This is a genomic window from Prevotella sp. S7-1-8 (assembly GCF_000758925.1).
Lineage (GTDB): Bacteria > Bacteroidota > Bacteroidia > Bacteroidales > Bacteroidaceae > Prevotella.
Genome location: NZ_JRNC01000015.1, coordinates 1 through 14,608 on the forward strand (window position 1 = coordinate 1; position 14,608 = coordinate 14,608).

The 14,608-nt window shown below is 51.1% G+C and carries 13 protein-coding genes; 2 read left to right on the plus strand and 11 right to left on the minus strand.

All coding sequences use genetic code 11. From position 1 onward, the window contains the following. Positions 1-578: 578 nt before the first annotated feature. The 11 genes from HMPREF1640_RS02945 to HMPREF1640_RS02995 form a co-directional block, all read right to left on the minus strand. A complete protein-coding gene (locus HMPREF1640_RS02945; protein ID WP_036892229.1) occupies positions 579-1,616 on the minus strand; it encodes a bifunctional oligoribonuclease/PAP phosphatase NrnA in 1,038 nt (345 codons plus the stop codon). Between the two features lie 46 nt (positions 1,617-1,662). Continuing rightward, positions 1,663-2,934, minus strand: a complete 1,272-nt coding sequence (locus HMPREF1640_RS02950) for an S-adenosylmethionine:tRNA ribosyltransferase-isomerase (protein WP_036892231.1) — start codon at positions 2,932-2,934, stop codon at positions 1,663-1,665. Positions 2,935-2,958: 24 nt separating this feature from the next. Next, positions 2,959-3,654 (minus strand): phosphatase PAP2 family protein, encoded by a 696-nt coding sequence (locus HMPREF1640_RS02955; RefSeq protein ID WP_036892232.1) that lies wholly within the window; start codon positions 3,652-3,654, stop codon positions 2,959-2,961. 107 nt (positions 3,655-3,761) lie between these two features. Then, on the minus strand, positions 3,762-4,544 hold the full coding sequence (locus HMPREF1640_RS02960; protein WP_036892234.1) for a tetratricopeptide repeat protein: 783 nt from the start codon (positions 4,542-4,544) through the stop codon (positions 3,762-3,764). Further along, positions 4,541-6,373: a BatD family protein gene (locus HMPREF1640_RS02965; protein WP_036892235.1), complete on the minus strand. Its 1,833-nt coding sequence runs from the start codon at positions 6,371-6,373 to the stop codon at positions 4,541-4,543. Before HMPREF1640_RS02965 ends, HMPREF1640_RS02960 begins: the two co-directional genes overlap by 4 nt. Before the next feature lie 10 nt (positions 6,374-6,383). Next, positions 6,384-7,076, minus strand: a complete 693-nt coding sequence (locus HMPREF1640_RS02970) for a tetratricopeptide repeat protein (RefSeq protein WP_036892242.1) — start codon at positions 7,074-7,076, stop codon at positions 6,384-6,386. Between the two features lie 8 nt (positions 7,077-7,084). Further along, positions 7,085-8,107 carry a VWA domain-containing protein gene (locus tag HMPREF1640_RS02975; RefSeq protein WP_036892238.1) on the minus strand — a complete coding sequence of 341 codons (1,023 nt, stop codon included), beginning with the start codon at positions 8,105-8,107 and terminating at the stop codon, positions 7,085-7,087. Between the two features lie 48 nt (positions 8,108-8,155). After that, positions 8,156-9,154, minus strand: a complete 999-nt coding sequence (locus HMPREF1640_RS02980) for a VWA domain-containing protein (RefSeq protein WP_036892239.1) — start codon at positions 9,152-9,154, stop codon at positions 8,156-8,158. Positions 9,155-9,198: 44 nt separating this feature from the next. Next, positions 9,199-10,278, minus strand: coding sequence for a hypothetical protein (locus HMPREF1640_RS02985; protein WP_036892244.1), 1,080 nt, complete (start codon positions 10,276-10,278; stop codon positions 9,199-9,201). A 50-nt stretch (positions 10,279-10,328) separates the two neighbouring features. Further along, entirely contained in the window at positions 10,329-11,198 is an 870-nt protein-coding gene (locus tag HMPREF1640_RS02990) for a DUF58 domain-containing protein (RefSeq protein ID WP_036892245.1), read from the minus strand. A gap of 114 nt (positions 11,199-11,312) precedes the next feature. After that, positions 11,313-12,308, minus strand: a complete 996-nt coding sequence (locus tag HMPREF1640_RS02995; protein ID WP_036892247.1) for a MoxR family ATPase — start codon at positions 12,306-12,308, stop codon at positions 11,313-11,315. A 123-nt stretch (positions 12,309-12,431) separates the two neighbouring features. Between HMPREF1640_RS02995 and HMPREF1640_RS03000 the strand changes: the two genes are divergently transcribed. Beyond that, the gene (locus HMPREF1640_RS03000) at positions 12,432-12,800 is read left to right on the plus strand and encodes a hypothetical protein (protein WP_156098692.1); all 369 of its coding nucleotides are present in this window, start codon (positions 12,432-12,434) and stop codon (positions 12,798-12,800) included. A gap of 414 nt (positions 12,801-13,214) precedes the next feature. Next, entirely contained in the window at positions 13,215-14,327 is a 1,113-nt protein-coding gene (locus tag HMPREF1640_RS03005; protein WP_036892249.1) for an OmpA family protein, read from the plus strand. Positions 14,328-14,608 lie beyond the last annotated feature (281 nt).

Here is a 14,608-nt window from a genome sequence, read left to right on the forward strand (position 1 = left end):
GCGCGATTGGCGCTTTCTCATGGCGCGATTGGGCCTTGTTGGCAGCGCGGAAGAGCCTCTATCACGCCGCGATTACAACCTTATCATCATGCCATTTGATACTCAACCGCTGACCGCGAAACAGGAGAGAAAAGGCCGTTTTTAAAAAGACGCTGAATGTCAGCCCTTTACAAAACGCTGCGTATTTCGCTTATTTCGGGCGAGGGCGAACTTATTTTTAAACAAGCGAATTTGAGAGGTTTTTTTGTTCAAATAATTGACAGTTTCCAATTTTTCAAGAGCCGCGTTCGGGGCAAGTGTTTTTTTTTAAAGAGCAAAACCGAAAACGCGCATACGATCCGCCTCCATCTTGAAGCGCGCGCGCCCCGTTCGCGCCCCGTGTTTGTACATGGCGAGTGTCTCCTCGACACACGCACAAGCATTTATTGTGCCAAGGGGTCGATCTCAACAGCGAAACGAGACTCCATACTTTTTTCGCAGATCCTAAAGACTGACACGAAATCTCACCGCGAGAGAGCCTTGATTATTTGCTTATCTTATACTATTTGCCTGATGACACACCTGTCAAACCCCTGACATCACTTGAGTATATCGGCATAGTACATAAACGCTGAACGGGTTATCCTCTCCGCCTCATCCATGGAGCAGTCCAACTGGCCACCACTGGCATTGAAATGTCCTCCGCCATTGAAGAAACGCTTGGCCATATCCTCCACGGAAAAGTTGTCCACAGACCGCAAGCTCACCCAAACCTTGTTGTCCACACGGTCGTCCTCGCGCAATGAGACAGACACTTTCATGCCTTTAATGCGTAGCGGCTCGTTCACCAAGCCCTCGCCATCGCCGCGCACATAATGGTAATCTCGTATGTTTTTGCGCGTCAAGGTGAAATATGAGGCATGCAAATCCTCAAAGACATTCAGCTTCTGTGACATGAGATAGCCACGCAACCTGATGGCCCATTGGCTGAAGTTGTTGTACACATTGCGGTAAATCTTGTCTTTGTCTATACGCTTGGTGAGCAGTTGGCAGATTATGAAGTATATCTCCGGCCGCGTGGAGTTGAAGGTAAATCCACCCGTGTCTGTCATCATGCCACAATAAACACATGTGGCAAACTTCTTGTCAAGCCCGTCAAAACCACCCAATTGCCACACCACGCGAAACACCACCTCGGAAGAAGAGCTTAGGTCTGGCTTTGAAACGGATAAAATTGTCGGCAGCGTGGGGTTGAGATGGTGGTCCAACATGACCCTTGGCGCGTTGCATTCCGCCAGGGTTCGCTCCATCTCGTCCACTCGGCTCAGGGCGTTGTAGTCTATGCAAAAAACAAGGTCAGCCTTGTCAAACATCGCCTTCGCCTCGTCGGGACGCTTGTCATACCGCACGATACGCTCATTGCCAGGCAGCCAGTGTAAAAAATCGGGGTAACCATTGGGCACGATCAACGTGGCCTCCTTGCCAAAACAATCAGCCAAATAGTAACTCCAAGCCAAGCAAGCGCCAAGCGCGTCGCCATCTGGGCGTGAGTGACCGGTGATCAGTATATGACGCGCGGAGGCTATCATTTCTTTTAAATCATTCGCTTGCCGGTCTGTTAATAAATTTAAATCCATAATAAGTGCAAAGGTAACAAAATTAATTGCGACAAACACGACGCGCCTACGGAATGAGCAAACTCGAGTCGCCATAGCTCAAGAAGCGAAAGTCGTGCCCGAGCGCATAGTCGTAAACCTTGCGCCAATCGCCTTTGAGGAATGCGCTCACAAGCAGCAACAACGTGCTCTGGGGCTGGTGAAAATTGGTGATGAGCATCTTCACGATCTTATAAGTATAGCCCGGCGCTATGATGATTTGCGTGCCTGAGTGCAGCGCGTCAACCTTGTCGCGATCGAGATAGTCCAAGATGTTTTGGATGGCTTGGCGCACGGGCAAGGCCTTTCCGTTCACAATCGCCAATCCCTCCGCGTCGTGCGGCAGGTCGTAAGGCTCCCATTGGTTAACGTGCAGTTCCTCCTCGGACAGATTTGGGTTGGCGGCGAGCTTTGCGCCCATATAGTACAGGCTCTCGAGCGTACGCACGCTGGTGGTGCCCACGGCTATGGCGCGGCAATCGTGGCTGAGCAGGCGCTCGAGCGTGTGGCGGCGCACCACAACATACTCACTGTGCATGTTGTGCCCATCGATGGTGTCCGACTTGACAGGCCGAAACGTGCCGGCGCCCACATGCAGCGTCAACTCGTCGCGCGCGATGCCCTTAGCGTCGATGCGTCGGAGCACATCGTCGGTGAAGTGCAACCCAGCCGTAGGGGCGGCCACGCTGCCTTTTATTTTAGAATAAACGGTTTGGTAGGTGGTCTTGTCGCTCTCTTGCGTATCGCGATTGAGATATGGCGGTATGGGCAACTCGCCCACGCTTTCCAATATATCCGCGAAATTAATGTCGTTGTTGTCCCACTCGAAGTCTATCCAATAGTTGGTGCCACCCACTCTCTCCGCGGTTTTATCACGATTCATAGTGACAGATAGCGTGAACGAACGCCCTTTTATCTCAAACGAGCGCTTCAACGCGCCCTCCTTCCATTTTTTCAGGTTGCCCACCATGCAAAGCCAACTGCACTTGCCCGTGGCTTGGAACATCTGCTCGTAGTCGGCTGGCGATGTGGGTTCCATCAAGAACACCTCGATGAGCGCGCCTGTGTCCTTGCGAAAATGAATGCGCGCCTGTATCACGCGGGTGTTGTTGAACACCATCAGCGAGCCTTGGGGCAAATGGTCGGGCAGGTTACGGAACACATCGTCGCTCACCTCGCCACGATCGTAGACAAGGAGTTTGCTGTGGTCGCGCCGTGGCAGTGGGTATTTTGCGATACGCTCGTCGGGGAGCTCATAATTGAAGTCGGAAATGTGAATATGTTTTGTATCCATAGAAATAAAGTTATGCTACTGTCGAAAATATCAAACAACAATGAGCGCGAGCAGCATCACCACGGCCAACGTTGCGGCCACGACAACAACCACCGCGTCAATATCCGCCATGGAATAGCCAGATGGCGTGTAGTGTGAGGATATATAGTTGATTCTCGGACTAATTTTATAATAAAATTTGTGGTACACCATATAACCGACCAAGCCAGACACGATGCCCCACAGCGCGCCACAGACAATGTCCGCAGGATAGTGGAGGCCAAGGTAAAGACGCGTCCAACAATTGAGTAGCGACCACGACACCATGACCGTAGCGAACAGACGGTTACGCACCAACATGCTGAAAAACACCGCCAATGACATAGTGTTGGCGGCATGGGCAGAGAAAAAGCTGAAACCAGAGCCTCGATGACCGTCCACCACGTTGACAATATACTTGAGGCAAGGGTCCAATGCCGGTCTCGGACGGGCCACCAAAGGCTTCACGATGCCGTCGGCCACACCGTCGGCAAGGAGTACGCACAGGCCAGCGCAACATGTCACGAGCACGATTTGTGGCATGGTCTCATTGTTTTTGACTACGAGAAAAAACAACGCCAAGAAGAGGGGCGTCCACGTAAAGCCCCACGTGAGCATGTCAGACATACGGTCCAAGAACAGCGAGTCGCTACCATTAAACCATAACAAAAGCTGCTGGTCAAACTCAATAATAGATTCTAAAGTCATCTCGACTATGTTATGCGTTAAGGTGGGGCTGGAGCATTAACCTTGGCAAGACGCCGCCCACATTGTTGATATTATGTTACACTGTGATGATAGCAGAGCCATACTCCTTAGATCATTTCCAATTGTTCAGAGGGCATCCATCCCTCGCGACCATCTGGCAGACGTATGCCACGCCATGATTTCATGTTAGTGTCAGTGACATCCACCCGGGTGCCCTCGTGCAGTATGAAAGCATCCTCGGCATTCGCGGAGGGCGTTTTCTTCACATTTACCGAAAGGGCCATGATGATGGCGCCGGAGCGATTGACAAAGGCATGGTGTTGATCCCAAGCGAAAAGAGTGGAAAACATGAAAAAGACGAAGAAAGTCATGCCACCAAAGAAACCTACCTTGCGCCAAAGCACGCGAGGCGCGAACAGGTATACCAACACAAGCAACAACGCCAAGATAATGGACACAATGCTGATGTAGGCCCAAACGTTGGCATTGGTTATATTGACCAAGCCACGATACCACGTGACAAACACCACCTCGCTCTCTGGCGTGAGCTTGTCAATGGTCTTTGAGCGCGCGAACTGCAAGTTGAACCTGATATCCTTGTCGCCGGGCGAAAGCAACAACGCTCGCTCATAGGCCAAGATAGCCATGGTGAGGCTGTCAGAACGGTAGCAGGCATTGCCAAGATTATAATAAAGCTCGGCGGAAGCGCCCTGTTTCAACAAGCGTCGATAGTCCATGATCGCTTGCTGGTAATCACCCTTACGGTAGGCATAATCCGCCATCTTCTTGGTAACAGCCGACGCGAAAAGCGGCACGCACAACGACAGGAAGACCGTCAGAAGAACACTCCTGAACCTGTTGTCCATTACTTTAAAATGATATATAGTCATAGTTTACGTTTCTTCTTCATTACATCCTCTATCTCGCTGATGGCCACCGCGGCGGCTGTATAGGTCTTGCCCATGTTGCCGGAAGCGTCGCCGGGAGCGTATCGCTCATATTCGCAGGCGTCGAGTGCCAAGAGAAATTTTTCGATTGTTTCTTGCCGAACATCGTGTTGGGCGAAAGTTTCGGCTATGTTATCGCGCGACAGTTGTTCCACGGGCATGACGAGCTTGCTGCCAGCATAATCCCACAACGCCCGCAAAACCTCATCGTAAAAGGCGTCGCCACGACCGGCGCGCATAAGTTGGGAAGCCTTTTTAAGCCGGGCGCGAGCTATGCCGTCAGCCCTCTTTCTACGCAAATTGATGATGTCCGCGCGCTCCACGGCACGCTTGTGGAACAAAATGAGCAACACGATGAAAGCTGCCAGTGGCAACAGCAAACAAACCCAGTAGACACCACTGCCGACAAATCGCACGCCGGAAACAGAGCGGCAAGCCTCGCCATCCTTGATATCGTGTATATCATTATCCTTTGGATCGTCATAGACGGCGGTGGCATTTTTTCCCGTACCCTTTGCCACGTTGATAGAGAAACTTTTCGTTCTAAGCGTCTTGTAAGCGTTGGTTTGAACGTCAAAGTACACAAACTCCATGGCAGGAATTGTGTAATGACCCTGCTGGCGAGGCACAAACAGAATATCGTATACCATGTTTCCCTCCACGCCTTTGGTCGTGAGCTTGGTTTTATCAGTAATCTTCGGGTCGTACTTGTCAAAATTTTTGGGTAAGTTTATGTCTGGAGCCTTGATAAGTTTAAGGTTGCCTACGCCGCTGACCACCACACGCATGGTGACAGGATCGCCCGCTTGGACATCGGTTTTGCTTAGTTGTGACGAGATGTTAAACCTGCCCACGCCCCCCGAGAAGTTATCCGGTTTTTTCGGCAGGGGATCCACCTGTATGGTGAGCCCGGGGGCCTTGATGTCTCGTTTGACCTCCACATAACCGGAACCACCGTTGAAAAACGCCTCAAAAGGATCTACCGCGCGGTTTTGTTGCACCACGATGCCCTTGAAAGTGATGCTCGGCACTTCCAACTTTCCTGTCATCTGCGGATACATGACATACTGGCTCCATGTCACGGAGCGGTATGCCCGTCCGTTGACACGCTCCACCTTGAAACTCTTCTGCTGGGGCAGCGGCACTTCCTGGGTGTGAAAACCCGTCAAGTCGGGCATCTTGCCCTCAAGCTGCGTAAGGTCGACGAGGGTATAAACTTTATAGGTAAGCAGCACCGGTTCTTGTTCGTGCACCCTGCGTTTGCTGGCTGAAACCTTGATGAACAAGTCCTTGCCGGATATTGGCGAGCCAGCCGAGCGCATGGTGTTGCCTCCCCCGTCGTCTTGGTGCATATGCGGAACGCCGCCACCATTGGGGTGCGACGACCCGGAAACCGTGACACGGACAGCACGAGAAGAGACAGCCCTGCCGTTGATTTTGGCGTGGGCGGCAGGAATGGTATAAGTGCCAGGCTTGTCGGCATAAAGCGTATAGGTATAAGTGATAGACGACGAGCTACTCGTGTGCCCATTAACTACCTGATAGCTTGATTGTTGCGATGTGTATGGACCGGCTATTACCTCTAATCCTCCGGGGATATTTCCAACTCTGAAACCCTCTACCTCTTGTGTGTTGATGGTAAAGGAAAGTCGAAAATTCTCACCCGTAGAGACCCGTGAGGGCACCGATACAGATATTTGCGCCTGCGTGTTCGGCATTCCGCACACAAAGCACAGGCATGTGAGAAAAATACGTAATATACAACGTGTCATTGCTGATGTTTTACCAATTTTTCTGCAACCGTCGGCGCTGGGGCTGCCGCTGCTGTTGCTTCAAGCGTCGCTGTGTTGCTTTTTCTTCCTGAATGGCATAATTCAACAGTTGCTCAGCATTGTCCTTGCTCATCTGTTCCCCGTTCTGTTGACGCTGCTCATTCCGTTCGTTTTTGTTAGGGTTTTGCTTGTTTTGCTGTTGTTTCTTCTTGTCGTTATCCTTTTTGTTCTTGTCGTTTTTGTTCTTGTCGTTGTTTTTTGGGGGCTGTTTCTTCGCGAGACGCTTGCACAGGGCCAGATTATATCGGGTGGCATTATCGTTGGGATTGTGGCGCAAGCTCTCTTTATACGCCTCGATAGCCTCGGCATACAGTTGTCGTTTCTGACAGATTACGCCTATGTTGTGATAGGCCATAGCCTTGCGCAGATGCGCTTTTTCCGTCTTTCCGGCAGTCTCAAACTGCGTGACGGCAGCCGAATCCTTTTGTTGTCGCGACAGCGCACATCCCAGATTGTACATCGCTTGGGTGTTGGAGGCGTTTTTTTCCAACGCCTTGCGGTACTCAGCCTCGGCCTTGGCATAGTTCTGTTCACGATAGAACTTATTGCCATTGCGCACGAATTGCCGGTCGCTCTGCGCATCCACGGCTTGGGCGCAAAGCGACAGGAAAAGAGCTATGAGTATGTATTGGATAGTTTTCATAAGATGGTTCACTTCTTTTTAAACAGCGACACGTTCCTCAACAAGGGGTTTTTGGCCTCCATCACGCATATCTCGGCGACGAGAAGAAGTACGGCAAGAATGCCAAACGCTTGGAACTGCTCATCGTACTCGCTGTATATCACCGAGTTTGTCTCACCTTTTTGCAGCTTGGTCAGCTCGTCGTTGAGTTGCTCTTGCGCGTCAGAGGTGTTGTCCACATGTATGTATGTGCCACTGCCAGCCTTGGCAATGTCTTGGCACATTGGCTCGTTGAGCGCGGACATGACCGTTTGCCCAGTGGCATCGGTCATGTATCCTCCATTCCCAGTAGGTATGGGAGCCCCTTTCGCGCTGCCCACGCCGAGGATGAACACATTGATACCGCGCTTCCTCGCCTCGGCAGCGGCCTCGGCGGCACCGCCCTCATGGTCTTCGCCATCAGTGATGACGATGATGGCCCGCCCCACTTTTTCTTGTTGCGTGAAGCTGCGCATGCCCACCGTTATGGCTCGGCCGATATCCGTTCCCTGTGTCTCAATAAGCGAAGGGTCTATATTTTGCAAAAACATCTTGGCCGAAACGTAGTCGCTCGTGATAGGCAATTGCACGAAAGCATCGCCAGCGAAGACCACCAAGCCTATCTTGTCATTGGTGAAATGGTCCACCAAGTTCTCCACGAGCATCTTGCTTTTGTCCAACCTGCTCGGCGCCACATCCTCGGCTTTCATGGAGTTTGAGACATCCATGCAGATGATAGCCTCTATGCCATTGCGTTTCTCGTGTTGAATTTTCGAACCCATTTGTGGTCGAGCCAACATGACAATCACCACCGCAAGAGCGCCAAGCAGCAAGCTGAACTTGACCAATGGGCGAAAGCGCGACACATCGGGCGTCAGCGATTTGAGCAATTTGGGATCGCCAAACCGCTTTTGTCGTTTGAGCTGTCGCCGGTTCACAATCACTCTGATGACCATGAGCGCGGGGACAACCAATAACATCCATAAATATATAGGAGTGTCAAATCTCAGCATATCAATTATTTTTTACGACCAATGCCACTATATGGCATGCCATTCTCATCATGGAATACGGCGGAATACCGTATTGCGGAGAAGAAATTCTAACAAGAGGAACAGCGCCGCGGCAAGCGCGAAAGGCTGATAAGCCTCGTAACGCTTGGAGAATTTCGTTACATTCATCTTGGTTTTCTCCAGCTGGTCAATGTCGCGATAAATCTGTTTCAACTCTTTATTGTTTGTGGCGCGGTAGAAATTGCCCTCGGTAAGGGTTGCTATCTCGCTCAAAGTTTTCGTGTCTATCTCCACGGGTATGTTCACGTACTGCACTCCACCGGCCACCGGCATGGGGTAACGCGCCACCTTATTTGTGCCAACGCCAATGGTATAGACCCTTATTCCCATGGAGTGGGCTATCTGGGCGGCGGTGAGCGGCGATATGTCGCCCATATTGTTACTGCCATCCGTGAGCAAGATCACTACCTTGCTCTTGGCCTTGGAGTCCTTGAGACGCGACACAGCGTTGGCCAAGCCCATGCCTAGGGCGGTGCCATCCTGTATAAGTCCGCGAGCGGCGATGTCGGTACGCACGTTATGCAGCAAGCTGAGCAATGACCCGTGGTCGGTGGTGAGCGGGCACTGCGTAAAAGATTCACCCGCGAATATTGTCAGGCCTATATTGTCATTGGGCCTGCCAGATATAAACTCCGACGCCACTTCCTTGGCCGCTTCCATGCGATTGGGCCTGAGATCCTCTGCCAACATGGACGTGGACACATCCATGGCGAGCATGACGTCTATACCCTCCACAGTCTTGTTGCCCCACGAGTTGTGTGTTTGCGGGCGAGCGAGAGCGCATACTATAGACACGAACGCCAAGCATCGCAACAGCATGGGAGCGGCCAGCGTTCTAACGCGCCAGCTCTTGGGAGCCGCGAGATAGGCGTAAGTGTCGCTCATACGCATGGAGGGTTCCTTGCGCTTGCGATACAAAAAATACCACAACACGTAGGGCACGAGCAGCAAGAGCAACAAAAAATATTCCTTGTTTGCAAATTCCATTTACACAGTTTACTTTTAATCAGGCGCCACGAATGGCGTTGCGGCTAAATCATTAACAAATACACATTATATATAATGTAAGCGAGCAGTCCGGCGATGGAAATCGCCAACAGCCAAAGCAGTGCCTTGATGGTAAGGCGTCCTTGCCGTTTTCGTTTATCGTCATCCGATAGTTGTGGCATGATTTTTTCCTCGGTGGCCTGCCCCTCCACTTTCGTGCTGTCGATGAAGTTCACGGCATTCACCAAATTGAGGTCGTTCTCGTTGATCAATGTCGAGTATTTAGCGAACTTGACAAGGTCTGCCGTAGTGAACAGTTCGGTCAGCTCATCGAGCATTTTGGAATCTCCCGCAATCTGCAGACGCTCTATAATTTCTTGCGACGTCATCTCCATGGCATTGAAACCAAATCTATCTCGGATGTATTGGCGAAGCGTATCGGTAAGCCTTGTATAGTAAGTTTTCTGGTCCTCACTTGTTTGCATGTGCTCGGCTTTTATTTTTTCAATAGCGTTGAGCGCGCGCTGATGAGGTGGCTCATGCTTCACAACGCGCGCGCGAGTGATGATGGGCTTATTGTCACGCAATCTTATGACGAGGTAAAAAACTGCCAACGCTAATACTATCACCAATAATGACAGCCAGAAAAAAGGACTCCACTCTGACCATTGAAAAGGATTGTTCTGCACGTCCTTTGGCGGAAAGAATTGATTGGGGTGCAAAGTGTCCACGTCCATGGTAATAACCTTGAGCGCGGCCGTGCCACCTTGATACGCCTTGCCATTTACCTTGACGGTCAAAGCTGGTATAGCGTAGAGATTTTCATCAAACGAAGTGATGGTGTAGGTGCGTTCCAACCTTACCTGATTGTCGCCGGCGGCCAATGTGTCGCCATCCGCCACGCTCACCACCTCTACCCCCGGTACGACATATTGGGAGGCCTTCAAGGCAGGCCAAACCAATCTCGAGCCTTTGGGCATAGTCACACCGAGCCGCAAATGTGCTTGCTGGCCAATGAGAATACCCACGGAGTCGACCGTCTGCTCAACAACCACCTGCGCCCCTACAGGCAGCGAGACAGCAAGAGCCAACAGTATCAATATGTCGCGAACAGTTTTATTCATTTTCTTATATTGCTTTATTATCAAGCCATTGAGTTCTACTTCCGAAACCGCTAAGTCCGCTGCTTGAACAGTATGAGCAACGATTTGACGAAGTCTTGGTTCGTGGCAATGGACGTCCAGTCTACACGGCTACGAGAAAACACCTGCTTGAGCGACTCCTCGCGGCTCAGCCAATAACTCGTGTGAGCCCTACGCAGCTTGGCGTTAGCGGTGTCTATTACCATCTCGTGTCCGGTCTCAGCGTCCACCACCTTCATCAAACCAACGTTTGGCAACTGCTTAGCCCGAGGGTCGTACACCTGAATGGACATCAAATCATGCTTACGATTGGCTATTTCAATTTCTTTGGAGAAATCCTTCCGGTCATAAAAATCACTAATCACAAACGAGGTGCAACGTCGCTTCATCATGCGAGTCAAGAAAGCCACAGCCATGCCGATGTCGGTTTTGCGGCTCTCAGGGTGGAAATCGAGCAACTCGCGAATGATGTAAAGGATGTGCTTGCGACCTTTTTTGGGTGGAATGTACTTCTCTATCCTGTCCGAGAAGAATATCACACCTATCTTGTCGTTGTTTTGTATGGCAGAGAACGCAATGGTGGCAGCTATCTCCGTGGCCATGTCTCGCTTCATCTGCCGTGAGGTACCAAACTCCAACGAGCCGGAAACGTCAATGAGTAGCATCACGGTGAGCTCGCGTTCCTCCTCGAAGACCTTCACATATGGACGATGAAAACGCGCCGTCACATTCCAGTCTATGTCTCGCACATCATCGCCAAATTGGTATTCTCTAACCTCGGAAAACGCCATGCCACGACCCTTGAAGGCCGTGTGGTATTGCCCGGCAAAGATGTTTTGACTCAAACCACGGGTCTTAATCTCTATCTTCCGTACTTTTTTTAATATCTCGGTTGTCTCCATTCGGTAATCATTGCGCTTGAAACGTGCTTGGCGAGCATTGCCCAAGCGTCAAGCCTTGTCGTTCCACAGACCGGCGAGCAGCCTGAAAGCCACTCGCCCACAATCCCTGTCGCGTCAGGGCACCTCTATTTTGTTGATGATCTTGCTCACGATTTCCTCGCCGCTCACATTGGCGGCCTCCGCCTCGTAGCTCAATCCCACCCGGTGGCGCAGCACGTCGTGGGCTATGGCGCGAACGTCCTCCGGCACCACGTAGCCACGATGCTTGATGAAAGCGTAGGCGCGCGCGGCCTTGGCCAGGTTGATGCTGGCGCGCGGGCTGCCGCCGTAGGTTATCAGTTCCTTGAGCTCCGGAAGCGCGTAGCGGTCCGGGTAGCGCGTGGCGAAAACGATGTCGGCGATATAGCGCTCTATCTTCTCGTCTATGTAAACCTGCCCCACCACCTCGCGCGCGGCCATAATCTCGGCTGCCGTGGCCACCGGGCGCACCTCGGGCAGGCTGCCGCACAAGTTCTCGCGTATGATAAGCTTCTCCTCCTCCAACGTGGGGTAATCTATAATGACTTTCAACATGAAACGGTCCACTTGGGCTTCGGGCAACTCATAGGTACCCTCTTGCTCGATGGGGTTTTGCGTAGCCATCACCAAGAATGGCTTGGGCAAGCCGAACGTGGTCTCGCCGATGGTCACTTGGTGCTCTTGCATGGCCTCCAGAAGGGCGCTCTGCACCTTGGCCGGGGCACGGTTTATCTCGTCGGCAAGCACGAAATTGGCAAACACCGGGCCTTTTTTCACTTGAAACTTCTCTTCTTTCTGCGAGTAGATCATCGTTCCTATGACATCCGCCGGCAGCAAATCGGGCGTGAACTGCACACGACTGAAATCCGCGTCTATGAGCTGCGCCAATGTCTTTATGGCCAATGTCTTGGCCAACCCGGGCACGCCCTCCAACAAGATGTGCCCGTCACTAAGCAGGGAGATGAGCAACATGTCCACCAAATGTTTCTGACCCACTATCACTTGATCCATTCCCGCAACCAAGTTGGTCACGAAACCGCTTTGTCGCTCAATTCTAATGTTCAACTCGCGAATATCCACTGATTCTGCCATAATATCTTGTTTTTTCTTTGTTTCTATCGTGATGCAAAAATACAACTTTATATCAAAAGCAGGCAAACATACTTACTAAAGTATATTAAAAATGATGTCAAACACCGTGGTTTTAAGAAACTTTTGAAATACGGCACCCCCATTTCCCAACGCGCGCCCCATATCGCGCGGCCACTCCCCTCGCACGCGGGCCATGACCACATGGAGGCATCTTGCGAAAGATTTTTCTCAAGCATTTCAAAACACCACGTCCAAGCCATCCAAGCCAAACGCCTCCGCAACAAACCCACGGCTGTTATCTTCGAGGACACAGGCAACGCGGCCGACGGAGGCCTCCGCGCCGGACTTGTCCAAAACAAAGATTTCCAACACCCGGAGACCGACCGCCACGGCCGGCAACCAAACAGCCCCATACACGCCGAGCGAACCATGCCGCCAAGCGAGGACAATTCCGACCATGTGTCTTTAGGCCGACGCGCACTTTATATATAAGGTGGGATGGCATCGCGGGCAACCCCCAACCGCTGTTCGATTTTTTATATACATACGCAATGAGAATACGGATAAAAACCAAGCGCGCGTCGCTAAACACGACCACGACGCGAAAGACCCCTTTGGACCGTGGAAGCCATTTTACCGCCAAGCGCCTCCCTGTTAGCCAGCCAGCCCAGCCCCTGTCCTCACGCATCCACTCCTCCCCAACTCGCGAGCAATGACGCACGGACTTTGCGTCGGCCACTGTCATTATTTTGTTAACAAACATAAAACGCGGCCGTTTATTGTTTAAATTACAATATAAATACATTCCGACAAGGCTAAATATTTGGTGTTTAGATAGTTTTTCCATTAATTCGCGAACAGTTTATATGTTTGACTATAAAACAAAGTCTTAAAAAAAAGAAGATTATGAAAAGATTATTTACATTGATGGCTGCCGGAACGCTGGCAGCATCCATGACCGCACAGACAGTCACCGAAAGCAAGACATTTGACAATGTTTATGTTGGAATAAATGGTGGTGTGGCAACCAAGTCCACAGGACACGCATGGCTGAAAGACTTAAACCCCAATGCCGGTCTTCGTCTCGGTCGCTATTTCACCCCCGTCTTTGGCCTTGCGGTTGAGAGCAACGTGTATTTCTCCAACAAACCTTGGGAGTCTGTAGGCACAGTCGCTCGCGCCATCAACACAAGTCTCTTGGGAACCGTAAACTTGAGCAACTGGTTCGGTGGTTACACCGGCGAGCCTCGCGCTTTTGAGATAAGCGGCGTATATGGGCTTGGTTGGGGGCACGTGTTTGGCCACCACGACGGATATGTAGGCTCTGACTTCAAAAAGAACAAGACAGAGAATTTGCTTGCCAAGAGCCAAAATATTGTTAGGACAAACAGCCTGACCTCAAAAGCTGGATTGGATTTAGCTTTCAATTTTGGCGAGAACAAGGCTTGGCAGTTCTACGTTGAGCCAGCCGTGATATGGGGTCTTAATGGCTTCGGATACGATGGCGTGGAATACAATGTCAATAAATCTTTCGTTCAACTCAACGCTGGTTTCGTTTACAAGTTCGCCAACTCTAACGGCGCGCACAACTTCACCATCGCCAAATCGCGCGACCAAAACGAGATAGACGCCTTGAACGCCACCATCAACGACCTTCGCAACGAATTGGCCAAGAAGCCTAAGACTGTGGTGAAAGAGGTGGTGAAAAAGGTTTCCCAACCTGTAGCCAAGACCGTGAAAGTGGAAAATCTTATCTTTGTCACATTCGCGCAAGGCAAGGCCGATTTGACGCATGCCGCCAAGAAAGCGCTTAACAACGTGAAGGCCGGCAGCCACGTGGAAGTGGTCGGAACAGCATCGCCAGAGGGTTCAAAGGAGGTCAACGACAAATTGTCGCAGGCTCGCGCCGACGTTGTGGCCAAGCACCTGACCAAAAAGGGTGTCATTGTTGACCAAGCCACTGGCAAGGGCGTGCAGGGCACAACCTCCAACCGATTGGCAGTAGTGTACATTCGGTAACGCTTGACAGAACCATAAAACAAAAAACATCCATCTCCGCTATCCTTTTGGGTAGCGGAGATTTTTTTGCTCAGTAGAAAAAATATGGAGTTTCATTGTGCTATTGAGATTAACCCATTGGTACAATAAATGCCCGTATGTTTTTTGAGGAGGCGCTCACCATGTACAGGGGGGCGAATGGGTCGTGTGTACGCTTCGAGATGGCGACAAAATATTTACGCGTTTTCGGTCTTTTTTATTTTAAACCCCACTTGTCCCGAACGTGGTTTTTGAGAAATTGG